The 24449-nt window shown below is 42.5% G+C and carries 29 protein-coding genes; all 29 read left to right on the top strand.

The genetic code is table 11. From position 1 onward, the window contains the following. Positions 1–219 precede the first annotated feature (219 nt). Entirely contained in the window at positions 220–1542 is a 1323-nt protein-coding gene (gene der / locus ACSBOP_RS13855; RefSeq protein ID WP_442601120.1) for a ribosome biogenesis GTPase Der, read from the top strand. A gap of 12 nt (positions 1543–1554) precedes the next feature. Further along, positions 1555–2148: a glycerol-3-phosphate 1-O-acyltransferase PlsY gene (plsY, locus tag ACSBOP_RS13850; protein ID WP_442601119.1), complete on the top strand. Its 594-nt coding sequence runs from the start codon at positions 1555–1557 to the stop codon at positions 2146–2148. A gap of 23 nt (positions 2149–2171) precedes the next feature. Further along, on the top strand, positions 2172–3212 hold the full coding sequence (locus ACSBOP_RS13845) for an NAD(P)H-dependent glycerol-3-phosphate dehydrogenase (RefSeq protein WP_442601118.1): 1041 nt from the start codon (positions 2172–2174) through the stop codon (positions 3210–3212). A gap of 79 nt (positions 3213–3291) precedes the next feature. Beyond that, complete coding sequence (locus ACSBOP_RS13840; RefSeq protein ID WP_442601117.1) at positions 3292–3576, top strand: stage VI sporulation protein F; 285 nt, start codon at positions 3292–3294, stop codon at positions 3574–3576. Positions 3577–3704: 128 nt separating this feature from the next. Beyond that, entirely contained in the window at positions 3705–3998 is a 294-nt protein-coding gene (locus ACSBOP_RS13835) for a 2Fe-2S iron-sulfur cluster-binding protein (protein WP_442601116.1), read from the top strand. Beyond that, entirely contained in the window at positions 3998–4633 is a 636-nt protein-coding gene (locus ACSBOP_RS13830; RefSeq protein ID WP_442601115.1) for a hypothetical protein, read from the top strand. The genes ACSBOP_RS13835 and ACSBOP_RS13830 overlap by 1 nt, the downstream gene beginning before the upstream one ends. 12 nt (positions 4634–4645) lie before the next feature. Further along, positions 4646–4999 (top strand): 2Fe-2S iron-sulfur cluster-binding protein, encoded by a 354-nt coding sequence (locus tag ACSBOP_RS13825; protein ID WP_442601114.1) that lies wholly within the window; start codon positions 4646–4648, stop codon positions 4997–4999. A 25-nt stretch (positions 5000–5024) separates the two neighbouring features. Next, positions 5025–5774 carry a hypothetical protein gene (locus ACSBOP_RS13820; RefSeq protein ID WP_442601113.1) on the top strand — a complete coding sequence of 250 codons (750 nt, stop codon included), beginning with the start codon at positions 5025–5027 and terminating at the stop codon, positions 5772–5774. A 320-nt stretch (positions 5775–6094) separates the two neighbouring features. Then, positions 6095–7573 carry a stage IV sporulation protein A gene (gene spoIVA / locus ACSBOP_RS13815; protein ID WP_442601112.1) on the top strand — a complete coding sequence of 493 codons (1479 nt, stop codon included), beginning with the start codon at positions 6095–6097 and terminating at the stop codon, positions 7571–7573. 276 nt (positions 7574–7849) lie between these two features. After that, positions 7850–8122 carry an HU family DNA-binding protein gene (locus ACSBOP_RS13810; RefSeq protein WP_258206473.1) on the top strand — a complete coding sequence of 91 codons (273 nt, stop codon included), beginning with the start codon at positions 7850–7852 and terminating at the stop codon, positions 8120–8122. A 130-nt stretch (positions 8123–8252) separates the two neighbouring features. After that, positions 8253–8780, top strand: coding sequence for a protease (locus ACSBOP_RS13805; protein ID WP_442601111.1), 528 nt, complete (start codon positions 8253–8255; stop codon positions 8778–8780). 27 nt (positions 8781–8807) lie between these two features. Continuing rightward, positions 8808–10349: a flotillin family protein gene (locus ACSBOP_RS13800; protein ID WP_442604476.1), complete on the top strand. Its 1542-nt coding sequence runs from the start codon at positions 8808–8810 to the stop codon at positions 10347–10349. A gap of 92 nt (positions 10350–10441) precedes the next feature. Next, positions 10442–10660, top strand: a complete 219-nt coding sequence (gene mtrB, locus ACSBOP_RS13795; protein WP_442601110.1) for a trp RNA-binding attenuation protein MtrB — start codon at positions 10442–10444, stop codon at positions 10658–10660. Between the two features lie 79 nt (positions 10661–10739). Further along, a complete protein-coding gene (locus ACSBOP_RS13790) occupies positions 10740–11246 on the top strand; it encodes a hypothetical protein (protein ID WP_442601109.1) in 507 nt (168 codons plus the stop codon). Positions 11247–11329: 83 nt separating this feature from the next. Further along, positions 11330–12193, top strand: a complete 864-nt coding sequence (locus tag ACSBOP_RS13785) for a heptaprenyl diphosphate synthase component 1 (RefSeq protein ID WP_442601108.1) — start codon at positions 11330–11332, stop codon at positions 12191–12193. A 10-nt stretch (positions 12194–12203) separates the two neighbouring features. Next, positions 12204–12926, top strand: coding sequence for a demethylmenaquinone methyltransferase (locus ACSBOP_RS13780; RefSeq protein WP_442601107.1), 723 nt, complete (start codon positions 12204–12206; stop codon positions 12924–12926). Between the two features lie 7 nt (positions 12927–12933). Next, positions 12934–13803, top strand: a complete 870-nt coding sequence (locus tag ACSBOP_RS13775) for a UbiA-like polyprenyltransferase (protein ID WP_442601106.1) — start codon at positions 12934–12936, stop codon at positions 13801–13803. A 1-nt stretch (position 13804) separates the two neighbouring features. Next, entirely contained in the window at positions 13805–14437 is a 633-nt protein-coding gene (locus tag ACSBOP_RS13770; protein WP_442601105.1) for a UbiX family flavin prenyltransferase, read from the top strand. After that, entirely contained in the window at positions 14397–15260 is an 864-nt protein-coding gene (locus ACSBOP_RS13765) for a menaquinone biosynthetic enzyme MqnA/MqnD family protein (protein WP_442601104.1), read from the top strand. The genes ACSBOP_RS13770 and ACSBOP_RS13765 overlap by 41 nt, the downstream gene beginning before the upstream one ends. Continuing rightward, positions 15257–16231 (top strand): polyprenyl synthetase family protein, encoded by a 975-nt coding sequence (locus tag ACSBOP_RS13760; RefSeq protein ID WP_442601103.1) that lies wholly within the window; start codon positions 15257–15259, stop codon positions 16229–16231. The genes ACSBOP_RS13765 and ACSBOP_RS13760 overlap by 4 nt, the downstream gene beginning before the upstream one ends. A gap of 90 nt (positions 16232–16321) precedes the next feature. Further along, on the top strand, positions 16322–16765 hold the full coding sequence (gene ndk / locus ACSBOP_RS13755) for a nucleoside-diphosphate kinase (protein ID WP_442601102.1): 444 nt from the start codon (positions 16322–16324) through the stop codon (positions 16763–16765). A gap of 70 nt (positions 16766–16835) precedes the next feature. After that, positions 16836–17615: a CheR family methyltransferase gene (locus tag ACSBOP_RS13750; protein ID WP_442601101.1), complete on the top strand. Its 780-nt coding sequence runs from the start codon at positions 16836–16838 to the stop codon at positions 17613–17615. 79 nt (positions 17616–17694) lie between these two features. Beyond that, positions 17695–17859, top strand: coding sequence for a hypothetical protein (locus tag ACSBOP_RS13745; RefSeq protein ID WP_442601100.1), 165 nt, complete (start codon positions 17695–17697; stop codon positions 17857–17859). A gap of 191 nt (positions 17860–18050) precedes the next feature. Beyond that, the gene (aroC, locus tag ACSBOP_RS13740) at positions 18051–19211 is read left to right on the top strand and encodes a chorismate synthase (RefSeq protein ID WP_442601099.1); all 1161 of its coding nucleotides are present in this window, start codon (positions 18051–18053) and stop codon (positions 19209–19211) included. Position 19212: 1 nt separating this feature from the next. Then, positions 19213–20310, top strand: a complete 1098-nt coding sequence (gene aroB / locus ACSBOP_RS13735) for a 3-dehydroquinate synthase (RefSeq protein ID WP_442601098.1) — start codon at positions 19213–19215, stop codon at positions 20308–20310. Beyond that, positions 20310–20675 (top strand): chorismate mutase, encoded by a 366-nt coding sequence (gene aroH, locus ACSBOP_RS13730; protein WP_442604475.1) that lies wholly within the window; start codon positions 20310–20312, stop codon positions 20673–20675. Before aroB ends, aroH begins: the two co-directional genes overlap by 1 nt. A 420-nt stretch (positions 20676–21095) precedes the next feature. Further along, positions 21096–22628: an anthranilate synthase component I gene (trpE, locus tag ACSBOP_RS13725; RefSeq protein WP_442601097.1), complete on the top strand. Its 1533-nt coding sequence runs from the start codon at positions 21096–21098 to the stop codon at positions 22626–22628. A gap of 4 nt (positions 22629–22632) precedes the next feature. Continuing rightward, complete coding sequence (trpD, locus tag ACSBOP_RS13720; protein ID WP_442601096.1) at positions 22633–23673, top strand: anthranilate phosphoribosyltransferase; 1041 nt, start codon at positions 22633–22635, stop codon at positions 23671–23673. After that, positions 23663–24448 carry an indole-3-glycerol phosphate synthase TrpC gene (gene trpC, locus ACSBOP_RS13715; protein WP_442601095.1) on the top strand — a complete coding sequence of 262 codons (786 nt, stop codon included), beginning with the start codon at positions 23663–23665 and terminating at the stop codon, positions 24446–24448. Before trpD ends, trpC begins: the two co-directional genes overlap by 11 nt. Position 24449: the final 1 nt, after the last annotated feature.

The following is a 24449-nucleotide window of genomic DNA, read 5'->3' as shown; positions in this document are numbered from 1 at the left end:
TTACACCTATTATCTCGGATTACGGCAAAAAATTAGCCAAGTGCCTTCTTTTTTGATATGATGATAATTGTGAATTTTTTTGTGGAATAGAATTTATATCATCTAGCTAATAAATTCTATGAGCACCTGAAGAAACGAATCCGGCCTTGTCAGGACGATGGAATCGTTTCTCCTTGGAATTTACATAATGGATAGAAAGTATAAAGGAGTTGAAAACGAATGGCCAGACCTATTATCGCAATCGTAGGGCGTCCGAACGTTGGAAAATCCACGGTTTTTAATCGGATGATCGGCGATCGGCTAGCCATTGTTGAAGATATGCCCGGGGTTACTCGGGATCGTTTGTATGGAATCGGAGAATGGCTTAACCGTGAATACAGCGTTATCGATACAGGTGGAATTGAAATTGAAGGTGAAAATGAAATATTAAGATCCGTTCGTATGCAGGCGGAACTTGCAATTGAAGAAGCAGATGTCATTGTATTTATGGCGGATGCAAAAGCAGGATTAACCTCATCTGATGAAGAAATAGCTCAAATCCTTTATCGTTCAGGAAAACCTGTTGTACTAGCGGTGAACAAAGTAGATAACCTAAAGCGCCAAGATGAGATTTTTGAGTTCTATGCGCTTGGTTTTGGAGATCCGATTGCTATCTCAGGTTCTCATGGAATCGGGATTGGTGATTTATTGGAAGCATGCGCTAATCACTTCCCAGAGGATGTAGAGGATGAGTATGGGGACGAAGTGATCAAAGTTGCATTAATCGGTCGTCCGAATGTGGGTAAATCTTCACTAGTCAATGCGATTCTTGGAGAAGAGCGCGTAATTGTCTCGAATGTAGCTGGTACTACGCGAGATGCGATTGATACGCCTTTTGAAAAAGATGACCAAAAATATGTAATCATCGATACAGCTGGTATGCGTAAGCGTGGCAAAGTGTATGAAAATATGGAGAAATATTCGGTTATGCGCGCAATGAAAGCCATTGAGCGTGCCGATGTGATCCTAATTGTCATTAATGGCGAGGAAGGCATCATCGAGCAGGATAAGCATATTGCAGGATATGCACACGAAGCAGGGAAAGCTGCAGTATTTGTAGTGAATAAGTGGGATGCGGTGGAGAAGGACGAAAAAACTCTTCAGCATTTCACACAAAAAATTCGTGACCACTTCTTGTTCATGACATATGCACCGATCTTATTCGTATCAGCGAAAACAACGCAGCGATTGAATCGCTTGTTACCACTTGTTAATCAAGTAGCTGAACAGCATGCAATTCGTATCCAGACGCATGTTCTTAATGATGTGATTTCGGATGCTGTCGCACTTAACTCACCGCCGACAGATAAGGGAAGAAGAATGCGAATTAACTATGCGACACAAGTGGCGGTTAGACCGCCGGCATTCGTGCTGTTTGTGAACGATCCGGAGTTGATGCATTTCTCGTATGAACGTTATTTGGAAAATAAAATTCGTGCAGCTTTCGGTTTTGAAGGCACACCGCTGCGTATCTTTACGCGCAAAAAATCCTCTGATGAATAGGAGAGTGTTTCTTTGCAGAGTGTGATCGCGATTGTCGTCAGTTATTTACTAGGTTCAGTTAGCTTTAGCTTTATTATTGCCAAGCTGTTTAAAGGTATCGACATTCGCAAGCATGGTTCGGGTAATGCCGGAGCAACGAATACATTGCGGGTTCTTGGAAAAGGACCTGCAATACTCGTACTCGTGCTTGACGTCGTCAAGGCGGTTATTGCTGTTACGATTGGTAAATGGGTATCCCCAGATGTGATGTGGGTAGCTGTATTATGTGGACTTGCTTCGATTATCGGGCACAATTGGCCGATATTCTTCGGCTTTCGCGGCGGTAAGGGCATTGCCACTACGATTGGAGTCATGGTCACGCTCTGTTTCTTACCCGCGCTGATTTCTGGTGTTATTGCGATTCTTTCCATTGTTGTTACTCGTTATGTTTCACTTGGCTCGCTTGTGTTTACAGCACTTTTACCTTTCGTTATTTGGTTAATGGGCAGGCCACCTGAAATATTCTGGGGAAGCATTATCATTGGTGTATTTGCATTTGTACGACACCGCAGCAACATTGTAAAGCTGGTAAAAGGTAAGGAACACAAGATCGGCTCTAAACAGTAGCTTGTGGAGGAGGATTATCAGATATGTCGAGGAAAGTAAGCGTACTTGTTGCAGGTTCATGGGGTACTGCTCTGGCTTCGGTACTAGCAGAGAATGAAAACTCCGTTATGCTTTGGTCGAGAAACGAAGCACAAGTGAAGGAAATAAATGAGAATCATCAGAATTCGAGATTTTTACCAGGTATAACGCTATCTAATCGAATTGTAGCAACGAATTCTTTAGAGGAAGCCGTAACGGATGCTGAGGCGATCGTCATGGTTGTGCCTTCGAGCGGAATGAGGGAGGTCGCATCTGCGATTCGCCCATTCTTAAAATCAGACGCCCTAATCATTCATGCTACCAAAGGTTTTGAAGCGGGAACCTTACATACGATGACGCAGGTCATTGCAGCTGAAATTCCAGCATATGATCCAGAACGGATTGTTGTTTTGTCAGGTCCTAGTCATGCCGAAGAAGTGATTCGCTGTAGTCCGACGACTGTTGTCGTTGCTGCAAAAGACTTGACGGCTGCCGAAGCTGCGCAGGATTTATTTATCAACAAATCGTTCCGCGTCTATACGAACCCTGATGTGTTAGGGGTGGAACTGGGTGGTGCACTTAAGAATATTATTGGTCTTGGTGCGGGCCTTTCGGATGGCCTTGGGTTTGGTGATAATGCAAGGGCAGCACTCATGACACGCGGAATTGCTGAAATCGCACGACTCGGTGTAGCTATGGGGGCTAACCCACTGACTTTTGCAGGTCTTGCAGGAGTTGGTGACTTAATTGCAACCTGTACAAGCCAACACAGCCGTAACTGGAGAGCAGGGTCATTACTTGCACAAGGAATGTCATTGGAAAATGTACTTGTGAATATTGGCATGGTTGTTGAAGGCGTACGCACGACTCGAATTACGCATGATATTGCGGAGCGCTATGGAGTGAATATGCCAATAACGGCAGAACTCTATAAAGTACTATTCGAGGGAAAGTCGCCTAAACTTGCTGTAGAAGCCTTAATGGGACGTGTACGGACACATGAGATTGAAGAAGTAGCTTTAGATAATCATGGTCTGCTGACTTAGCCCACACTTGTCACATCTCTCCGTCATACAATACCTTTATAAAGGTCCCATTGTGGATTTGGATAGAGGAGGCGGCGATATGCCTAAGAAAAATAATACATCGAAGGATGTTCTAAGTACAGTTAATCAAAAAACCGGGAAGAACATTTCCGAAAAAGATATTCAGAAGCTAGCAAGCGGTGTAACTGCCTCGACAACACAGAGTGAAGCGCAGCTGCGCGAGTTAATTAAACAGGTTGCATCACTTGTGAATGTGAAGGTTGAGGAATCGACTGTGAAAGATATTATTCATGCCGTAAAGTCCAGTAACATGGATGGAACGAGTATGACTCAGTTGATGGGGGCACTACTCAATAAGAAATAATTGAATATTGTATGACTACTATCGGCATAGGCGTCTAGCCTATGCTTTTTGTTTTGTATGCTGGTTTCCTAAGGGCAGAGCTGAATGCTATAATTAAGGGTAGCCTTGAACAACTGGAGGACTTTTACATGATTACTTTAATGACAAGATCTGTACAAAAAGAAGTGGAGCCAGAAGTAGGACGAACACTATTAGAATTAGCCCAACAACATAATATGGATTGGAAATTTAATTGTCGTAAAGGTACCTGTGCGAAATGCCGTTGTCAGGTAATTGAGGGCATGGATCAATTAGAGCCGATAACAAATGCAGAGTACGATCGGCTTGAGCCGGAAGAATTGGAGGCGGGTTATCGCTTGGCTTGCCAAGCAGTTGTACAAGGCTCAGGGAGTGCCTCTGTACAATATAAGCCCTACTTTTAATGAATAAGATGAACCAAGTGCAAGAGTTGATCTCGTTATCTGATTCCATGCGGCGGGCGATTGTAACTATAGCTCAGGTTCATGCTTCCTTTACGCAGTATCCGCTGCTTCTAGGAGGTAGTGCAGGCTTGCTTTTACAAGGGGTGCCTTTACAGGCTTCTCCAAGGGATCTGGACTATTACACCGATCTACCTTATACACATGAGATTAGTCGGTCATTACAAGCGTATGCAATTGATTCCTTATGCGAAAGTCAGACTGACATTTATTATTCGTTGCTAAGTCATTATGAAATGAGTGGGGTTAGCATTGAACTTGTTGGTGGATTTTGTGTCCGCGCACGGAACTCGGTATATCAAGTAGACGTGCAATTATTATTAGACAATGAAACCTCTAGTTGTGTACTTGAGGGTAGGACGATCCATCTTATGCCACTATCTCATGAGCTTCTCTTTAATCTGTTACGTAGACGCTCCGATCGGTTTGAGGTGATTGCGAGTAGTATGATTCAAAACCTGGCGATTCACAAACCTATGTTGGAGCAGCTTCTTGCGCGAGGGACGTGGAGTGAAGAAGTGATTGCTGATATTGAGCGTTTATTAGGGTTGGAATTGTTTTACCAAAAGCGAGGATAGAGGTAATTAACCATGACTACGTATGAAGTTACATTTTTACCGGATAACAAGAGAGCTCAAGTACGTCCAGGAACGACGCTGCTCGATGCTTCACGAAAAGCCAAAGTGCATATCCGTACCCGTTGTGGAGGTAAGGCTGCGTGCTTAATGTGCAAGGTTCATGTACAAGAAGAGACAGCAAATGGTGTGATGGAGCCGAATCAAAATGAACGTCTGAAACTCGGTAGTTCAATTCAAGAAGGCTATCGTTTGTCATGCCAAGCTAAGGTGAGAGGTTCTGTTGTTGTAAGTGTGCCGGAAGATCCTCTTAAGGCGGCTGTACGCAGACAACTCGAACGAGCGGGAGAAGAAGACGAATTATTTTGAACATAGATAGAAGGTGAACGTACGAATGAAACAGATTCGAATCGGAGCTATGACCCTATTGATGGTCATCATTGCCTCCATGCTAACAGGATGCTTTTATCCACAAGAAAAACGGATGGAGAATCAAGGAAATCCAACCGAATATATCAGTGTTGTGCAAGGCGGAATTGATCAGTACCGTCAAAAGACAGGTGGAATGCTCCCTATTAAAAATAGTGAGATGGATACACCTTTGTATGAAAAATACAAAATTGATTTTAAAAGAATGCAAGATAGAGGCTTAATTTCTAAACCTCCGACGAATTCGTATGAGGGTGGAGGAAACTTCATGTATGTTCTTGTGAATGTAGAGACCAAACCTGAAGTAAAGTTGGTTGATTTAGCTTCCTATCAAAGTGTAATTGATGTTCAGCGGCAAGTGCAGACGTATCAGTCGAAGCATGGTGGAGCTTTACCAAAGGGTGAAGCGATCACAACAGGCGTTTATCAGCTTGATTGGAGTAAGCTAGGTGAACGTGATAAACCTAAGCTCAAATCGACTTACAACCGTCAGCAGCCTCTTTCTTATGTTATTGAAGAGTCAGGCGTGGTGTCAATTAACTATGCTTTTGACTTGATGACAATGATTGAAAAACAGGGTTTACAAAAGAGTGTTCAGCCGAATGTTGATTTAAGAGAGCTGCTCGTCATGCATTCTCCTTTTGTACCTAATCAATCATTGCCTTATTATTGGATCAACAACGAACCAACACCAAGTGTGAAAAATATTCCTTGATTGAAAATAAGCCCATTAGAGAGCCTTTTTTGCACATGATGTGTGCGAAAAAGGTTTTTTTGGTTGCCTTCATGTGAGGATAATGGGGTCGTTTCTCCATGAATAAGTTTGGAGAAGCCACATATATTGCTAAAGGGGTTCTAATTACATAACTCCAAAAAATAGTTTTTAAAATATCATCATATTCCTACCAATCATACATATAATTCTACTAGTCCAAGGAATGTACGAGGTTGTCGCATACGGATCACAAGGAAAATATGGATTGAAACGTCATGTGGCACTTGCTTCATTTAACAACCTGTAGGAGGGGATCTCAATTGGAAAAAGTGGATATCTTTAAGGACATTGCAGAGCGAACGGGAGGGGATATTTACCTGGGGGTCGTTGGAGCGGTCCGGACGGGGAAATCAACCTTTATTAAACGCTTCATGGAATCTGTCGTATTGCCGAACATCCAGACAGAAACAGAACGTGTAAGGGCGACAGATGAACTGCCACAAAGCGCAGCAGGACGCACGATTATGACAACTGAACCTAAATTTGTGCCTAATAATGCGGTTCAACTTGCAGTTGCAGAAGGCTTGAATGTGAATGTAAGATTGGTTGATTGCGTCGGTTATGCAGTGGAAGGAGCTAAAGGCTATGAGGATGAAAATGGTCCTCGTATGATCTCGACACCTTGGTTCGATGAGCCAATTCCGTTCCAAGAAGCTGCAGAAATTGGTACACGTAAAGTCATTCAAGAACATTCAACACTCGGTGTAGTTGTTACGACGGATGGAACCATTTCGGACATTCCACGCTCTTCGTATGTGCTCGCTGAGGAAAGAGTGATTGCGGAGTTAAAAGAAGTCGGTAAGCCATTTATCGTCATTGTAAACTCACTTAAGCCGCAAAATGAACATGCACAGGAGCTCCGTGCAGAGTTGCAATCGAAATATGATATTCCAGTTGTCACGATGAGTGTAGCCACAGCAAGTGAGGATGAAATGATCGGTGTACTTCGTGAAGTGCTTTATGAATTCCCCGTACATGAAGTTAATGTGAACTTACCTAGCTGGGTGATGGTACTTAATGATAGACACTGGTTGCGCACTCACTTTGAAGAATCTGTGCGTGAAACTGTACAGGATATTCGCCGTCTGAGGGATGTAGACAGAGTCGTCGCACACTTTAATCAATATGAGTTTATTGATAGAGCTGCTCTAGCTGGCATGAACATGGGGCAGGGTGTTGCGGAAATTGATCTTTATGCGCCAGATGAATTGTATGATAAAATCCTGATGGAAGTCGTCGGGGTAGAGATACGTGGAAAAGATCATCTGCTGCAATTGATGCAAGAGTTCACACATGCTAAGCGTGAGTATGATCAATTTGCTGAAGCACTTGAGATGGTGAAGACGACGGGTTATGGTATTGCTCCACCAACGCTTGCTGAGATGGCACTTGATGAGCCGGAATTGATTCGGCAAGGTGCGAGGTTTGGTGTTCGCTTGAAGGCAACTGCGCCTTCGATCCATATGATTCGTGTTGATGTCGAGTCAGAATTCTCTCCAATTATTGGAACAGAGAAGCAGAGCGAAGAGCTTGTTCGGTACTTGATGCAAGACTTTGAAGATAATCCGCTTAAAATATGGGAGTCTGATATTTTTGGCCGGTCGCTGCACTCGATTGTGCGTGAAGGCATTCAAGGCAAGTTAGCTATGATGCCTGATAACGCTCGTTACAAGCTCCAGGAGACGTTAGGACGCATTATTAACGAAGGGTCGGGCGGATTGATCGCAATCATTCTATAAGGTGCTAAAGGGCTGCCTTAAAGGTCTAATATGACCTGAAGGGCAGTCTTTTTCTGTGCAAAGATGCTTATATAGCGTAAGTCAAGCCTACAAAAGACGCATGACTTTCTTACTATTTCTTGCCTTTTTTTCATAAAATACGAACATAAGCCCTTGAAATTGGCGGATGGGTGTATTACTATGAATTTATTCTTTTTATCCTGATGTATATTTTTCATGGAAACGGTGAAAACAGGGAGTAAAAGCTATAACAACTCTTAGGGGGAGGTGAATTGCATGAATAAATCCGAATTGATTACAAAAGTAGCCGAAATTTCTGAGCTCTCCAAGAAAGACGTGACGAAAGCGGTTGATGCTGTGTTTGAAGCAATTTCCGAAGCACTACAAAACGGTGACAAGGTTCAACTTGTTGGTTTTGGAAACTTTGAGGTTCGCGAACGCTCTGCACGTAAGGGCCGTAACCCTCAAACAGGTAAGGAAATTGAAATTCCAGCTAGCAAAATCCCAGCTTTCAAACCAGGGAAAGCATTAAAAGACGGTATTCAATAATCCGCTCTTACATACGTATGCACACAAAACCGTGTCGGGTATCCCGCACGGTTTTTTATTTCTATTTTTGTTTTTGTCTATCTTTATTCCCACAATATGGATTAGAATAGAGTAGAAGGGAGTGAACGACTTGTTACTCGTTTATTGGAACTGTCTCCTGCTCGGTGTCATTTTTGCTGTAGTAACCTTAATTTTGGGAGAAATAATTGGTCATTGGTTGGATAGCTTGTCTCAAACTTTTCATGTGGATCACTTGGATTATTTGCAGCCAGTCGTCTCGATCGGTGGACTCACTTGCTTGGGGGCTGCAGGTGTGATCATAACCAAATATACGGCGTTACAGGAACCATTAGTTGGAGTTCTATCCATTTTACTTGCGATTCTAATTTCTATACTGGTCTATTTTGGCTATGTGAAGAAAATGTCGAAGGCAGAGAACTCGATTGGGCATTCGACATTGGATTTGGTTGGGAAAATAGCAGAAGTATCAGTTCCTATTCCAGCAACAGGCTACGGTGAAATTATTGTTAAAACAATCTCAGGTTATACGAACTATCCAGCCATAAGCTTTGAAGGGCAGTTGATTAAGCAGGGTAATAAGGTTGTGATCGTTGAAATGCGTGGTCGCGACTTCGCGGTAAGCGAGATCAATCTATAAATATAATAAGGAGGTAGTACAGTGTCCTTGACTGAAATTATTGATAATTATTTAACAATTCCGATTTTGGTGGTGGCCGTATTTGTCATTTTAGGTCTCGCATTTTGGGCTCGCTATAAAACAGTGGGTCCTGATCAAGCGATGATTATCACAGGCTCGCTCTTAGGCAGGAAAAATGTAATGACAGACGAAACTGGTCGCAGACTCAAAATTGTTCGCGGCGGCGGTGCTTTCTTACTGCCTGTTTTTCAACAATCTCAACGTATCTCACTTCTTTCACACAAGCTTGACATTGCAACGCCAGAGGTATACACCGAGCAAGGTGTTCCGGTTCTAGCAAATGGTGTAGCCATTATTAAAGTGGGGGGCTCCATTGAAGATGTAGCTACGGCAACGGAACAGTTCTTAGGCAAAAGTGATGATGAACTGCGTGGTGAAGCACAAGAAGTATTGGAAGGACACTTGAGGGCGATTCTTGGTAGCATGACAGTGGAGGAAATTTATAAAAATCGGGATGTGTTTGCACAGAAAGTTCAAGAAGTATCTGCTATCGATTTGCGTAAGATGGGACTTCAAATTGTATCTTTTACGATCAAAGATTTACGTGATAAGAACGGATACTTAGATGCTTTAGGTAAACCAAGAATCGCAGCAGTCAAACGAGATGCCGAGATTGCAGAAGCAGAAGCGATGCGGGATGCGCGAATCCAAAAAGCAAGTGCAGAAGAGCAAGGTCAGAAAGCTGAGTTATTGCGTGATACGAACATTGCTGAAGCGGCGATGGAGAAAGAATTAAAGGTTGCTGCTTTTAAAAAGGATCAAGATACAGCAAAGGCTGAAGCGGATCAAGCCTATTACATTCAAGAAGCTCGCGCTAAACAGACGGTAGTTGAAGAACAGATGAAAGTTGAAATCGTTCGCAAAGAACGTGAAATTGATTTGGAAGCTAAAGAAATATTAAGACGTGAGAAGCAGTACGATGCAGAGGTAAAGAAAAAAGCGGATGCGGATCGTTACTCTGTGGTTCAAGCAGCAGAAGCGGATAAGGCAAAACAAATGGCAGAAGCAGATGCTGATCAATATCGAATTGAAGCAGAAGCGAAAGCTTTGGCTGCACAAAAACGTTTAGAAGGTTTAGCAGTAGCGGATGCGGAGCGAGCAAAAGGAACTGCAGAAGCAGATGTTATTCGATTGCGCGGTTTAGCTGAGGCAGAAGCAAAAGAGAAGCTTGCTGAAGCTTTCACGAAGTTTGGTGAAGCTGCGATCTTGGACATTGTTGTGAAAATGCTACCAGATTTAGCGGGTAAAATCGCTGCGCCAATGGCGAATATTGAGAAGTTGACTGTTGTGGACACAGGTAGTGCAGGTGGCGGTGCAACAAAAGTGAGCAAATATGTGACAGAGTTAATGGCAACAGCACCAGATATGTTGAAGAATGTGTCAGGATTAGATATTGAAGCATTAATCCAAGGTTTCACTCAAGGACGTAGTAAACCATCTGAACCCAAAATCGTACCGGACATTGCAGTTCCCGCTATTGCTGCTGCCAAGGTTATAGAAGAAGAATAATTGTACGCAGTTGACTTTCTAATCGCTTTCTAGCATCATTAAATCATCGATGTCTCAATCCAACGATACATAAGATTTAGGAGGCTCTTTGAATGGAGAACAACCAAGGTGATTATTTTGTGATTAAAGCCAAAGAGGGCGGCGTGCATGTCATTGGTTTGACTCGTGGACATGATACACGTTTTCATCATACGGAGAAGTTAGATAAAGGGGAAGTGATGATCGCTCAATTTACGGAGCACACTTCTGCTGTTAAAGTAAGAGGGAAAGCAACGGTATATACCAAATTTGGCATGATCGAAACGGATTAATAATTCTGTAAAGCAGGCATAGCCTGCTTTTTTTCATTGTAAAATGGTGTATAAGCCTTTTCGAAGGGGTGCCAATTCAATGAATAAAAAAGCAAAGCTATATTCCATACTTATGATTATAATAGCGACACATCTATTTGTGTTTAGCTTGGCTTGGATGCTGCAAGCAAGTAGCGATGGGGATCGGCAAGTTATTCGCGCAGTTGATGAGAGCAATGTCGTAGATTTAATTGCATCTATGCCATTGCAAACTCGAATTACATCCGTTGAGCTGCATCATTCGAGTCTGTCTCTTGATTTGCTGCTGCCAAGGACGGCAGATCCTTCCATTGTTTTTCGGGATTTAGCCCGAATAAACCAAAGTGCAATTCAACATTCGTCTAATTTGAACGAATTGTTTATTCGCGTACTTGATTCTGCAAAAGAAAGGGGGCTATTACTTGCGATTGATATGGATCGAGAGGGGGGAAAAAGCTTGCCAAGTCAATTGCAAAATGCAAATGGAAACACCATAAGGCAAATAATGGATAAAAAATTTCAAATAAAATACACAGATAAATGGTTCCAAAGAAATCCTGAACAATAATTGTGCGAGGCAAGTCAGGTTGTGATATAATCGTGAAGATGCTTGAAACTGGCACAATAGGCAAAAAGGTACGGAGGCTTTCCATGAGTGGTTATCGGATACCCGAGATAGCAAAACAATATACAGAACATGACATGATACAGCAGCATATGGACCTACCCGATTTTCCAGAGTTTCGGACGCGTCTGCTGTATGCGTTTCTTCCCAAGGCGGAAACATCTAATACAAGCGGAGAGCTATACACATTAGTGGCTACTCTTCTGCAAATGGGGATGGATACGCATGATCTTGTGTCTGTATCCAATGACAATAAAGAAAAGAAAGCAGCACGTAACAGGCAGTTAAAAGTGCTTGCAGGAGATCTGTATTCAGCGAGATTTTATCAGATTTTATCTGATGTCGGACAGATTGACATGATCGCCAAATTATCTGCTGCCATTTGTGAAGTTAATCGTTTGAAAGTAAGCCTCTATATGAAGATGAAAGGCTTAAAGCTGAAATCAGAGGAATACATAGAATTACTGGTCCAGCTTAAAATGCATCTTTTCAATTGCTTTGAAGCAATGATTGATGAGAAGTACAGACGTTCGTGGTCAGAAATTTTAGAATTGGTGACTCGTTGCGAAGTGCTGCTTCAAGAGCTATATAAGCAAGAGTCGATCGATGATTATCGCGATTGTTGGGGTTTTTGGTACATTATTCAGCATGGCTCAAGGGATGAGCGCAAGTGCGTACAGATGGATGAAATTGACTACACGAAGCTGCGTGTGATTGTACACAAATATAATTTGTTATCACGCATTCGTGAAATGCTCGAATCAACTTTACAAGCCTTATTATCCAGGGTGAATGAAATTGATTCAGAGATTTTAAAAAGTGAATTAATTCACATCTGTGAGCCTTTTCAGCGCATCGTTACGAAGCCACTTGCTTGTGAAGAGATATGAGGAGAAGAAGATGACGACTAAGAAAGAAAAATTTGTTCATTCCGTATTTGAAACCATTGCGCCGAAATACGACCTAATGAATGACATTCTAAGTTTCAGAAGGCATAAAGCTTGGCGTAAATTTACGATGAAGAAGATGGACGTACAACCGGGAGATACGGCGATTGATTTATGCTGTGGAACTTGCGATTGGACACTTGCTCTAGCGAATGCTAGTGGAACGGGTAATATCGTAGGTCTTGATTTTTCAGAAAAAATGCTTGAGGTTGGTAGACAGAAAGTGTTTACTTCTGGGCTGGACAGGCAAATTGAACTTGTTCAAGGTAATGCGATGAGCCTTCCTTTCGAAGACAATTCATTTGATTATGCGACGATTGGGTTTGGGCTTCGCAATGTACCAGATTTAGAGCAAGTGCTTCGTGAGATGAAGCGTGTTGTTAAGCCAGGTGGTCAAGTTGTATGTTTAGAGTTATCAAAACCTACTTGGCAGCCGTTTAAAGGGATTTATTATTTTTATTTCCGTAAAATACTACCGCTGCTAGGTAAGTTAATTGCGAAGAGTTATAAACAATACAGCTGGTTACCCGAATCCTTAGTGAGCTTCCCAGACCACCAGCAGCTAGCAACGATTTATCGTGAAATTGGTTTGCAGGAAGTACAAGCTTATCCGCTTACAGGTGGTATCGCAGCCCTGCATATCGGCACGAAACGGAAAACAGGTTCAGGAGTGTAATGTCCATATGTGGAACAAAATAAAAGTGTTTTTAGAAATGATTAAATTTGAACACACGGTTTTTGCCCTACCTTTTGCTTTTATGGGGGCCATTTTGGGTTCAGTTGTATTAAATGGACATTTGCCTAGTTGGGCACAAATCGGTTGGGTAACACTTGCTATGGTAGGTGCCCGCACAGCAGCAATGGGAGTCAATCGGGTGGTTGACCGTGTGATCGACAAAAAGAATCCGCGGACAGCGGGCAGAGCGATTCCAGCAGGACTTATTTCCTCCAAGGAAGCTCTGTTTTTTATTGTCATTTCATTTGTATTGCTTTTCTGGGCAACATCGCACTTAAACGCTTTGTCGATGAAGCTTTTGCCAATTGCTGTGTTTTTCTTAGTGTTTTATTCCTATACGAAGCGCTTTACATGGTTGTGCCACATCATTCTCGGTCTTACGATTGCAATGGCCCCAATGGGGGGATGGGTTGCAATTACAGGGCACATTACCGGAACATCACTCATTTTTTATTTTTCAATTGCCCTTTGGACAGCAGGTTTCGATATTATCTATGCTTGTCAAGATATCGACTACGATCGTAAGGCAGGACTTCATTCCATTCCGAGCCGTTTTGGGATTGCCACATCGTTAATGATTGCACGAGTATTTCATGCTTTAACCGCTGTTGGATTATTATGTTTATTCTTTATGACATCACTGAGTATTTGGTACTTGGTCGGTCTTGTTATTTCATACTTGATTTTATTCTATGAACATCGTCTTGTTTCACCAAATGATTTGTCAAAGCTGAATACAGCATTTTTTACAATGAATGGTGTTCTTAGTTGTGTTGTATTCGTGTTTACATTTATTGATATCTTATGGGTGGGATAATATGCGAGGATGGGTAGTTGGAATTACAGGTGCAAGTGGGTCTGTATACGGAATTCGACTTTGTGAAGAACTCTTAAAACGTGATATCCCCGTTCACATTGTGATTACAGAAGCAGGTTGGCGCGTATTACGAGAAGAACTGGGTTGGATGACTTCGCAGCGTAAAGAAGCACTAGATGCGCACTTTTTGAGGTATGGCAACTCGTATGAATATCATCCTATTGCTGATATTGGTGCTAGCATTGCGTCAGGTTCTTTTCGTACAGAAGGGCTTGTTGTCATGCCTTGTTCGATGGGGACATTGTCAGGTATTTCACGGGGTGCATCAGATAATTTATTGGAGCGAACAGCGGATGTCATGCTGAAGGAAGGCCGTCGTCTTATTTTGGTACCGAGAGAGACGCCGCTTCATGCCATTCATCTGGAAAACATGTTGACGCTTGCTAAAATGGGAGTTAGCATCATTCCGGCGATGCCAGCATTTTATCATATGCCGAGGAGTCTGGATGATATTGTTGATTTTCTAGTAGGAAAAGTCATGGACAACATGGGAATCGATCATCAATTGTTTAATAGATGGGGAGAACAAGCCAATGAACATGAGAGAGAAACAAATCCGCATCGGTCGCATTAACTACACAAATGTATGGCCTATCTTTCATAGTTTTCCACAAGGTGAACTTCGGGACTCGATTCAATTTATTGAACAAGTACCAAGTTCACTTAATCGTGCGATGAAAGCTGGAGAGATAGATATGGGACCTATATCATCTTTTGCTTATGGAGATAATTTTAAAAATTATGTGTTATATCCTGATTTGTCGGTGAGTGCTCGTGATCGAGTCAACTCGATTCTGCTCTTTCATCGCAAACCAATTGAAGAGATTAAGAATGGGCGCATTGCTCTAACAAACGCATCAGCAACATCGGTTAATTTACTGAAGATTATTTTGCAAAAATTTTATGGTGGTACGCCAACGTATACGACTTGTGCTCCTGTGCTCGAAGACATGATGGTAGATCATGATGCAGCACTACTTATTGGGGATGAGGCGATCAGATCCAGTTGGGTTGATAGCGGGTATACCGTCACAGACCTTGGGCAAGAATGGAGAAAATGGACAGGCAAGGGCATGACTTTTGCGGTTTGGGCAATTCGGGAACAAACGATTGAGCGGCATCCTGAAATGATCAAGGAGCTATTTAATGCGTTTGTTCATAGTAAACGAGAGTCACTTGCTGATCCGCTTTCGATGGTACACGATGCGATGGCGTTAATCGGGGGCACAGAGGAATACTGGCTCCATTACTTTAGCAATTTATGCTATGATTTCGGTCCGGAACAATGGGACGGATTACAGCTTTATTATCAATATGCGTGGGAACTTGGGTTTTTATCGGAACAAGTAGAACTAAAACTGTGGTCTGAAAAAATGGTGACATGGGTGAAAGAATGAAACTGACGGACATTTATTCGCGAAAAAAACAAGATATCGATTTTATTGAGAAAAGGCTTGAACATGCCATTCATACCGATCAAGCCATTCTTCGTGAGGCATCCCTTCATCTTTTACGAGCTGGGGGCAAACGGATTCGACCTGTGTTTGTCCTGTTAGCGGGTGAGTTCGGTAACTATGACATTAAGCGCATTCAGCATGTCGCGGTGTCACTTGAATTATTGCATATGGCATCACTTGTTCATGATGATGTTATTGATGATTCACCAACTCGCCGTGGACAGCAAACGGTTAGATCCAAGTGGGATAACCGGATTGCAATGTTTACTGGTGATTACATTATTGGGAAAGCGCTTAATGAGCTGACTCACTTTTCTAATCCGCAGATTCATCAAATTATGTCGAATGCAATTATTGAAATGTGTATTGGTGAGATGGAACAGATCCGTTTCTTCTTTGAACCGAATCAGCGAGTAAGGGACTACTTGTTGCGGATTAAACGTAAGACAGCTCTCTTAATTGCAGTTGCTTGTCAACTAGGAGCTTTGGCAACAGGCGCACCTGATCAAGTAGCACGCAAGCTTTATGATTTTGGCTATTATGTAGGAATGGCTTTCCAAATTCGTGATGATATCCTCGATTTATGTGGTACGGAGAAACAAATTGGTAAAGCACCAGGCAGCGATATTAAGCAAGGGAATATCACCATTCCTGTGCTGTATGCGATGGAAAATCCGGTGCTCAATCGTACGATTCGTTCGGAGCTTGAACGCATTCAAGCGGTGGACGGGCAGACTGATGTTTCCTATTTTCTTGAGATGATTCGATCATCAGATGCAGTTGAACGAGCAGATCGACTTGCGCAGCGGTATATTGAAAAAGCGATTGACATCCTGAATGATTTACCTGAAATTAAGGCTCGTAAAGAGTTCGAACAGATCGCCCATTTTATTGGGAATCGATCATATTAATTTTCTGTGAACAACATTGTCTTTGAAGCGTTTTCATTGTATATTTAATAAGATGTTTTAATTTACAGACAATGGAGGCAATTCTTAAACATGGAAAGAACATATTTGATGGTAAAGCCTGATGGCGTACAACGTGGATTGGTTGGAGAAATCGTGAAACGTTTAGAGGGTAAAGGATTTCAAATGGTTGGCGCAAAATTAATGAACATTACGAAAGAACAAGCAGAAGTTCATTATGCTGATCTTTCTGAGAAACCATTTTTCGGTGAGCTAATTGAATTTATTACATCAGGTCCTGTATTTGGTATGGTATGGCAAGGAGATCAAGTTATCGCTCTATCCAGAACTTTGATGGGTAAAACGAATGTACTTGATGCTGCTCCTGGAACAATTCGTGGTGATTTCGCATTACATACTGGCATGAACTTGATTCACGGATCAGATTCACCAGAAAACGCAGAAAAAGAAATCAACAACTTCTTCAAACCAGAAGAAATTCTTGATTACAACCGTGCTATTCAAGCTTGGGTGTAAGAAAAAGCAGATTGCAAGGTACAAGGTATGACACCTTGTATCTTTTTTCTTTTAATGGGGTGAGATAAGAATGATCGACGACCGAGATTATACATTGTTTATTGAGGGGATCAAGTCGTTTACGGGTATTGATCTAGCTCAGTATAAAGAAGCACAGATGAAGCGCAGATTGACAACTCTTCGTATTAAGAAGGGGTTTGCTAGTTTTGCAATGTATCTGGAGGCCTTAAAGAAAGATAAGGCGCTATTGAATGAATTTTTGGATCGGATGACGATTAACGTTTCTGAGTTTTGGAGAAATCCGAATCGATGGGAAATACTCGAAAAACGATTTTTGCCAGAGATGCTTGAGCAAAATCGCAGGTTGAAAGTGTGGAGTGCCGCATGCTCGACTGGCGAAGAGCCTTATACATTAGCGATGATATTAGCTCAGCAGGGGGCATTACAAGATTCAAAACTTTTAGCAACAGACATCGATGATAATGTGTTGGATAAAGCGCGAACCGGTCAGTATATTGATCGTGCGGTAAGAGATGTGCCATCTACCTATTTAAAAAAATATTTTGTGGAAAAAGAAATGCACTATGTGGTGAGTGACGAGCTCAAGCGCGGCGTTACATTTAAGAAGCAAAATTTACTACTGGACACTTTCGATACTGGATTCGATTTAATCGTATGCCGAAATGTTATTATTTATTTTACAGATGAAGCAAAGACGGCTTTATTTCATAAGTTTTCACGTGCTCTCCGTCCGGGCGGAATTCTTTTTGTAGGTTCTACGGAGCAAATATTTTCACCTAGCATGTATGGCTTCGAGCCAGCAGAAACTTTTTTTTACAGAAAAAAGTAAAAACCACTTCATGCCTGTGTATAAGCTTTTCCATTCATTCCAATACTAAGAATAAATGTGGCGGTTAAGGAGTGTCAGAATGGATAAACGCAAGGTGATCTTAGCTTATCGACGTGGTTTTATAACCATACAGGAATGCGCTCAAATTATGGGGATTGACTCCATGCAAATTATGAAGATGATGAATGATCCTCATATGATGGAGTCATTACGGGTAAGTCCCATCGAAATCTTGCATGGTTAAATAGATTGCTTAAATGGAACAAAAGAATCACTGACACGCTCAGGTCACTATTGACGAAGGCGTGTTTTTTGTTATGCTTGTTGTCAAACGATATGTCCTATACTATAATATCCACATGAATCAGTACGCCAAAGCGTTAAAGCGTAACTAAGGATAAAAGATCGGGTTATCAGAGAAAAGGGGAGAAAGCCATGAGATATTTAACTGCAGGAGAAACGCATGGACCACAATTAACGGCTATCATTGAAGGTATGCCAAGTAATGTTGAAATCGATTTTGAAGAAGTTAATCATCAACTACATAGACGGCAAAAGGGCTATGGCCGCGGTCGTCGCATGCAGATTGAGAAAGATACGGTACGTGTTGTTGGCGGGGTTCGTCATGGCAAGACGACAGGGGCTCCTGTTGCGCTCGTAGTTGATAACAACGATTGGAAAAATTGGACTTCGATTATGAGTATCGAATCCATTGAAGATGGAGAAGCCAAGCGTCGAGTAAATCGCCCGCGACCCGGTCATGCCGATTTAAATGGCGGTTTAAAATACAATCAAAAAGATTTACGAAATATTCTAGAGCGATCTTCAGCGCGTGAAACAACGATGCGTGTGGCCTGCGGTGGAGTGGCAAGACAACTTTTAGAGTTGTTTGGAATCAAGCTGGCTTGTCAAGTAATTCGTCTAGGTGAAGTTGTTGTAAAACGTGAGGAAATGCCGATTGATGATCTCATTCGTATTACGGAAGAGTCACCACTTCGCGTAACAGATAAAGAAGCAGAAGCTGCCATGATTACAGCAATTGATGCGGCTAAAGCGGATGGCGATACATTGGGTGGAATCGTTGAAGTTATTGTAGAAGGTGTCCCTGTTGGACTAGGTAGTCACGTGCAATGGGATCGTAAATTAGATGGACGTATTGCGCAAGCAGTCGTGTCCATTCAAGCCTTTAAAGGTGTAGAATTCGGCATTGGTTTTGAAGCAGCAGAACGTCGTGGTTCAAATGTGCATGATCCAATTGTGTACTCTGAAGACGGTGGATTCAGTCGGTCATCCAATCGAGCGGGCGGTTTTGAAGGTGGAATGACAACGGGTGAGCCTATTGTTGTTCGCGGGGTGATGAAGCCAATCTCAACCTTATACAAGCCATTGCCAAGTGTGGATATTGATACGAAAGAGCCTTTTACAGCTCAGGTAGAGCGTTCCGATACTTGTGCGGTGCCGGCAGCAGCAGTCATTATGGAAAATGTGATTGCATGGGAAGTAGCACAGGCATTTATGGAAAAATTCGGCGGAGATTCCGTTGAAGAAATTCGTAATAATTTGAAACAATACCAAGCTCAAGTGGAGAGCTATTAATATGATGGAACTGCAGGTTGATTTAGGACATAGGTCGTATCCGATTTATATCGGGGAAGGTTTGTTGTCAGATGCTGCTACTTATCTAGAGCGTCATGGCATTGGTAAAAAATCAACATTATTGATCGTGACGGATGAAGCAGTTGCAGCAGCACATTTGAGTACAGTAGTAGAAAGCTTGAATAACGCGGGATATCAGTTGGTATCCCACATTGTTCCATCTGGCGAGAAGTCGAAGTCTCTGGCTATATTTGAAGGTATCATCACAACAGCACTTGAGGGTAATCTCGATCGGAACTCTTCTGTCATTGCATTAGGCGGTGGGGTCGTAGGTGACTTGGCAGGTTTTGTTGCTGCAACCTTTATGCGTGGGATTCGCTTTATTCAGATGCCGACGACGATCCTTGCTCATGATTCTTCGGTAGGCGGTAAGGTAGCAGTCAATCACCGGATTGCCAAAAATATTATCGGTGCTTTCCATCAACCGGAGCTTGTTCTGTATGATGTGGATACACTTCGAACCTTGTCACCTCGAGAGATTCGTTCAGGCTATGCCGAGATGGTAAAACACGGCTTAATTTGGGATGAACAATTTGTTTCCTGGCTAGATGAACATGTGGACGAATTATTGGCTCTTGATGCGAAATCCCTGCAATATGGTCTACATAAAGGCTGCCAGGTGAAATCTTATGTAGTCTCCCAAGATGAGCGAGAAAATGACTTACGTGCGATTTTGAATTTGGGGCATACAATTGGTCATGCGCTTGAAGCTGTGGCCGGATATGGAGAATTACTCCATGGCGAAGCCATTTCAATTGGGATGGTTGGTGCTGCAAAACTAGCGCAAAGACTAGGCTATTCTGCAGAAATCGAACAGGAAACAAGAAAGCTGCTCAGAAAGTTCGAATTACCAACGCAACTGCCAGAGCATTTTGATACAGATGCAATTATGGATGCAATGGCTCATGATAAGAAGTTTAAGGAAGGCAGAATGGTATTTGTCATACCAACTGCAATCGGAAAAGTAGAAGTGAATCGCAATGTGTCCTCTGAATGGGTACGTGACGTTATTGAGCAATTGAAGGAGGAAACATCATGATGGTTGTAAGAGGGATTCGCGGTGCTACGACTGTAGAGAATAACGATGCTGATGAAATATTGACAGCAACTATCGATTTGTTAAGTGAGATTGTGAAAAATAACGATACCGACCCCAAAGATATTGCGTCGGTATTTATTACTGTTACAGGGGACTTAACTGCAACTTTCCCAGCTAGAGCCATTCGGAATATGGAGGGCTGGGAGCTTGTGCCGCTCATGTGCTCGGTAGAAATACAAGTGGAAAATTCTTTAGCGAAATGCATTCGATTAATGGTAATGGTGAATACAACCAAAGAGCAGCATGAAATTCATCATGCGTATCTAAACGGTGCAACGATTTTACGTCCAGATTTGTTAAAATAAGTAATTGACAGTTCGTGGTAACCCGTATATAGTGATTTTAAGTTTAGCATCGTGCAGTAAACGTAAGACAGAGTAGAGATTAGTGTAGATGAGTTTAGTTGAGATGAGCAGAGTGTGAAGCCAGGCGTTGTTCGAGTAAGATCGAAGGCGTTAGTGGTGGATATGCCATGCGGAGTAAAGTTAATTTAGGCAGTTCTCGTATGACTTGATATACAATTTGGCGCACACATTGATAATTTTGATGTGAGTACCAGTTGTTTATCTTTGTTATTCAGTAACGCTTAATTTAGTCTACCCGCGTCTCTTAAATAAACTTCAACATGAACCTCTACGACTCGTAGAGGTTTTTTTGCGTGACATAGAGTCCAAAAAATGAGGTAAGTTGTTGTGTACAACTTTTAGCAGAGGAGAGGGTAAGTGATGAGTGGAGCAGAGCTGAAGCAAGTAATCGAGTTGTCGAAGTCGTACAATCTTATTCCGATCGTGCGATCCATACTTGCAGATACAGAAACACCGATTCGATTGTTTCAACATTTTTACGAAGAAGATCGTGCATTTTTACTAGAGAGTGTTGAGGGCGGCGTGAAATGGGCACGTTATTCATTCATCGGCCGCGACCCTTTCCTCCTGATAAAAGCGAAGAATGGCATAACACAGATCGATTTCAAAACAGAGACGATACTTACTCAGGAAAAACCAGTTGAAGTGATGAAACGTTATTTAAGTACTTACCGTTCACCAGATTTGCCGGATTTGCCACGGTTTACAGGTGGGGCGGTAGGATTTTTCGGATATGATCTACTCCAATATTATGAAAAGCTTCCCAAGCATCGAGTCGATGACTTGGATATGAATGATATGCAATTTATGTTTAGCGATCAAGTGATTGTGTTTGATCATTTTAAACAACAAATCAAGGTGATTGCGAATGTACACATACCAGAAGATGCGACAACTCAATCGATCACGGATGCTTATAACAAAACGTGTGCGAGGATTGAAGCGACAGTTGCTGATTTGAAAAAGAAAACGCAACAAGTGACGATGACTCATGTACCAATCGCAGAACATGTGGAACTTGGAGATATTCGATCTAATGTAACCAAAGAACAATACATCAACAATGTGGAACAAGCAAAAGAGTACATCCGTGCAGGAGATATTTTTCAAGTGGTACTATCACAGCGCTTTGAAATAACGACAGAAGTATCACCATTGCAAGTATATCGAGTCTTACGTACGATGAACCCTTCTCCTTACATGTATTATCTCAAAATGGACGATGAAGTCATTGTTGGTACATCCCCTGAGCTTCTCGTTCGAGTAGAGGATGAGCGAGTGGAAACAATGCCAATCGCTGGAACAAGACCAAGAGGAAAGACGGCGGATGAAGATCAAGCATTGGCAGAAGAACTATTAGCCGATGAGAAAGAACGTGCAGAGCATCTGATGTTGGTTGATTTAGGTCGTAATGATCTGGGTCGTGTGTCCGATTTTGGTTCGGTTCGTTGTGACACGTTTATGGATGTTCAACGTTATTCGCATGTGATGCACATTGTTTCGAACGTGTCTGGTAAGCTTCGAAAGGATAAGGATTTCTTCGATGCTTTTCTATCTTGTATGCCAGCGGGTACGGTATCTGGAGCACCTAAGCTGCGGGCGATGGAGATCATCGCAGAGATGGAGAATGAGGGACGTGGGCCATATGCCGGTGCAATTGGATATTTAGGATTTTCGGGTAACTTGGATACATGTATTACAATTCGAACGATTATTTTCAAAGGTGGTAAAGCTTATGTGCAGGCAGGGGCAGGAATCGTTGGTGATTCAATCCCTGAGAAGGAATATGAGGAAACAGTCAATAAGGCAAAAGCACTTTTAACTTCGATTCGTGTAGCAGAAGAAATGTTTAAAGTGGATCAATCTGAACAATTAGTAGGAAACGGAGGGTAAGGGAATGGAAAACCAATTCTCAGTAGGAGCAGCCATCGCTAAGGTCATAAGTGGAAGTAATCTAAGTCGTGAGGAAGCACGAATTGTGATGGCACACATCATGGATGGGGAAGCAACTTCTGCACAAATCGGAGGCTTACTAGCTGTACTTCGCATGAAAGGTGAATCGATCGATGAAGTGACGGGCTTTGCTGAAGTCATGCGGAATAAGGGTTTGATTCTTCCAACCGAACAGCGCAATTTATTGGATACATGCGGAACAGGGGGAGATGGAGCGGGAACGTTCAATATTTCGACGGCTTCAGCGATTGTAGCGGCGGCTGGTGGCATTCGGGTGGCAAAACATGGAAATAGAGGCATGTCCTCTCGAAGCGGTTCTGCGGATGTCTTAGAGGCTCTAGGCGTGAACATAACCTTATCCAGCCCACAATCTGCTGCTTGCTTAGATCAATTAGGTATTTGCTTCATGTTTGCTCAGCAATATCACGAATCGATGAAACATGCTGCTGGTCCACGTCGGGAACTTGGTGTACGCACTGTGTTCAATCTATTAGGTCCGCTAACAAATCCAGCTGGAGCTGATCGTCAATTACTCGGTGTCTTCGATCGTAGTAAAACAGAATTACTTGCACATGCACTAAGAGAGCTTGGCTTACATCGTGCACTTGTTGTTTCTTCACTTGATGGATTAGATGAGATTTCGATTTCGGCACCAACGAAAGTAACCGAACTTCGTAGTGGTGAAATTCGGACGTATGAATTGTCCCCGGATGAGTTAGGCTTAAGAACCTACGCGCTAGCAGATGTAAAAGGTGGAGATGCCGCGCAAAACGCAGCTATTATTCGCAGTGTATTCGCAGGTGAACGCGGTGCATATCGAGATATTGTACTTGCGAATAGTGGAGCATGCTTTTTCGTAACAGGACTCGCTTCTACGATTCAAGAAGGCATTAAATTGGCAGCTGATATGATTGACGAGGGTAAAGCCGCACTAAAATTACAGCAGTTAATTTCATTTACAGGAGAGTACAGCCATGTTTCTTGACCGGATTGTAAAGACAAAAATTGCAGAAGTTGAGCAATTGCGCATGAAGCTTACATGTGTTGAAGCGGAGCGGCAAATTGCGAGTATGTCACCATGCCGAGGTTTTGAAGCAAATCTCACGTTGGGTAAAAAGCGGTCGATGGGTCTTATTGCCGAAGTAAAGAAGGCATCTCCTTCTAAAGGATTGATTCGAGAAGATTTCCAGCCAGTTGAGCTTGCAGCGGCTTATGAACGTGCAGGTGCTGATTGCATATCTGTACTGACAGATCGGGATTATTTTCAAGGCAGCAACGCCTATTTGCAAGCCATTCAGCAGACTGTGACATTACCACTGCTTCGCAAGGATTTCACAGTTGATCCCTTGCAAATTTATGAAGCTCGCTTGATAGGAGCAGATGCTGTGCTCCTTATTGCCGCGATACTAAGTGATGAACAACTCAAAACCTATTTAACACTTATTCGTGATCTGGGAATGGACGCCCTTGTTGAGGTACATGATCGTTCAGAACTGGAGCGAGCCTTGAAATTGGATGCAACGTTAATCGGTATTAATAATCGGGACTTGCGAACATTTGTTACTGATTTGAAGACGACTGAAGATATGATAGCTCACATTCCGAAGGATCGAACGGTTATTAGTGAGAGTGGAATTTCAGGTGCGAAGGATATGGGCTACTTGCAGCAAGTCGGTGCACACGGTGTACTTGTAGGTGAGCATCTGATGCGCCAGCACTCGGTTGAAGAAGCCGTTTACCATTTGATGGGGCGGATTTAAT

Source organism: Paenibacillus sp. KN14-4R (assembly GCF_052180255.1).
Classification (GTDB): Bacteria; Bacillota; Bacilli; order Paenibacillales; family NBRC-103111; genus Paenibacillus_AM.
The sequence above is the reverse complement of the archived record's forward strand: the minus strand, read 5'-3'. Positions and strand labels throughout refer to the sequence as shown.

Bases quoted from the DNA above. Each gene is read 5' to 3' on its own strand.
- der (WP_442601120.1), top strand. From the start codon at position 220: ATGGCCAGACCTATTATCGCAATCGTAGGGCGTCCGAACGTTGGAAAA.
- ACSBOP_RS13845 (WP_442601118.1), top strand. From the start codon at position 2,172: ATGTCGAGGAAAGTAAGCGTACTTGTTGCAGGTTCATGGGGTACTGCT.
- ACSBOP_RS13840 (WP_442601117.1), top strand. From the start codon at position 3,292: ATGCCTAAGAAAAATAATACATCGAAGGATGTTCTAAGTACAGTTAAT.
- ACSBOP_RS13835 (WP_442601116.1), top strand. From the start codon at position 3,705: ATGATTACTTTAATGACAAGATCTGTACAAAAAGAAGTGGAGCCAGAA.
- ACSBOP_RS13830 (WP_442601115.1), top strand. From the start codon at position 3,998: ATGAATAAGATGAACCAAGTGCAAGAGTTGATCTCGTTATCTGATTCC.
- ACSBOP_RS13825 (WP_442601114.1), top strand. From the start codon at position 4,646: ATGACTACGTATGAAGTTACATTTTTACCGGATAACAAGAGAGCTCAA.
- ACSBOP_RS13820 (WP_442601113.1), top strand. From the start codon at position 5,025: ATGAAACAGATTCGAATCGGAGCTATGACCCTATTGATGGTCATCATT.
- ACSBOP_RS13810 (WP_258206473.1), top strand. From the start codon at position 7,850: ATGAATAAATCCGAATTGATTACAAAAGTAGCCGAAATTTCTGAGCTC.
- mtrB (WP_442601110.1), top strand. From the start codon at position 10,442: ATGGAGAACAACCAAGGTGATTATTTTGTGATTAAAGCCAAAGAGGGC.
- ACSBOP_RS13790 (WP_442601109.1), top strand. From the start codon at position 10,740: ATGAATAAAAAAGCAAAGCTATATTCCATACTTATGATTATAATAGCG.
- ACSBOP_RS13785 (WP_442601108.1), top strand. From the start codon at position 11,330: ATGAGTGGTTATCGGATACCCGAGATAGCAAAACAATATACAGAACAT.
- ACSBOP_RS13780 (WP_442601107.1), top strand. From the start codon at position 12,204: ATGACGACTAAGAAAGAAAAATTTGTTCATTCCGTATTTGAAACCATT.
- ACSBOP_RS13775 (WP_442601106.1), top strand. From the start codon at position 12,934: ATGTGGAACAAAATAAAAGTGTTTTTAGAAATGATTAAATTTGAACAC.
- ACSBOP_RS13770 (WP_442601105.1), top strand. From the start codon at position 13,805: ATGCGAGGATGGGTAGTTGGAATTACAGGTGCAAGTGGGTCTGTATAC.
- ACSBOP_RS13765 (WP_442601104.1), top strand. From the start codon at position 14,397: ATGAACATGAGAGAGAAACAAATCCGCATCGGTCGCATTAACTACACA.
- ACSBOP_RS13760 (WP_442601103.1), top strand. From the start codon at position 15,257: ATGAAACTGACGGACATTTATTCGCGAAAAAAACAAGATATCGATTTT.
- ndk (WP_442601102.1), top strand. From the start codon at position 16,322: ATGGAAAGAACATATTTGATGGTAAAGCCTGATGGCGTACAACGTGGA.
- ACSBOP_RS13750 (WP_442601101.1), top strand. From the start codon at position 16,836: ATGATCGACGACCGAGATTATACATTGTTTATTGAGGGGATCAAGTCG.
- ACSBOP_RS13745 (WP_442601100.1), top strand. From the start codon at position 17,695: ATGGATAAACGCAAGGTGATCTTAGCTTATCGACGTGGTTTTATAACC.
- aroC (WP_442601099.1), top strand. From the start codon at position 18,051: ATGAGATATTTAACTGCAGGAGAAACGCATGGACCACAATTAACGGCT.
- aroB (WP_442601098.1), top strand. From the start codon at position 19,213: ATGATGGAACTGCAGGTTGATTTAGGACATAGGTCGTATCCGATTTAT.
- aroH (WP_442604475.1), top strand. From the start codon at position 20,310: ATGGTTGTAAGAGGGATTCGCGGTGCTACGACTGTAGAGAATAACGAT.
- trpE (WP_442601097.1), top strand. From the start codon at position 21,096: ATGAGTGGAGCAGAGCTGAAGCAAGTAATCGAGTTGTCGAAGTCGTAC.
- trpD (WP_442601096.1), top strand. From the start codon at position 22,633: ATGGAAAACCAATTCTCAGTAGGAGCAGCCATCGCTAAGGTCATAAGT.
- trpC (WP_442601095.1), top strand. From the start codon at position 23,663: ATGTTTCTTGACCGGATTGTAAAGACAAAAATTGCAGAAGTTGAGCAA.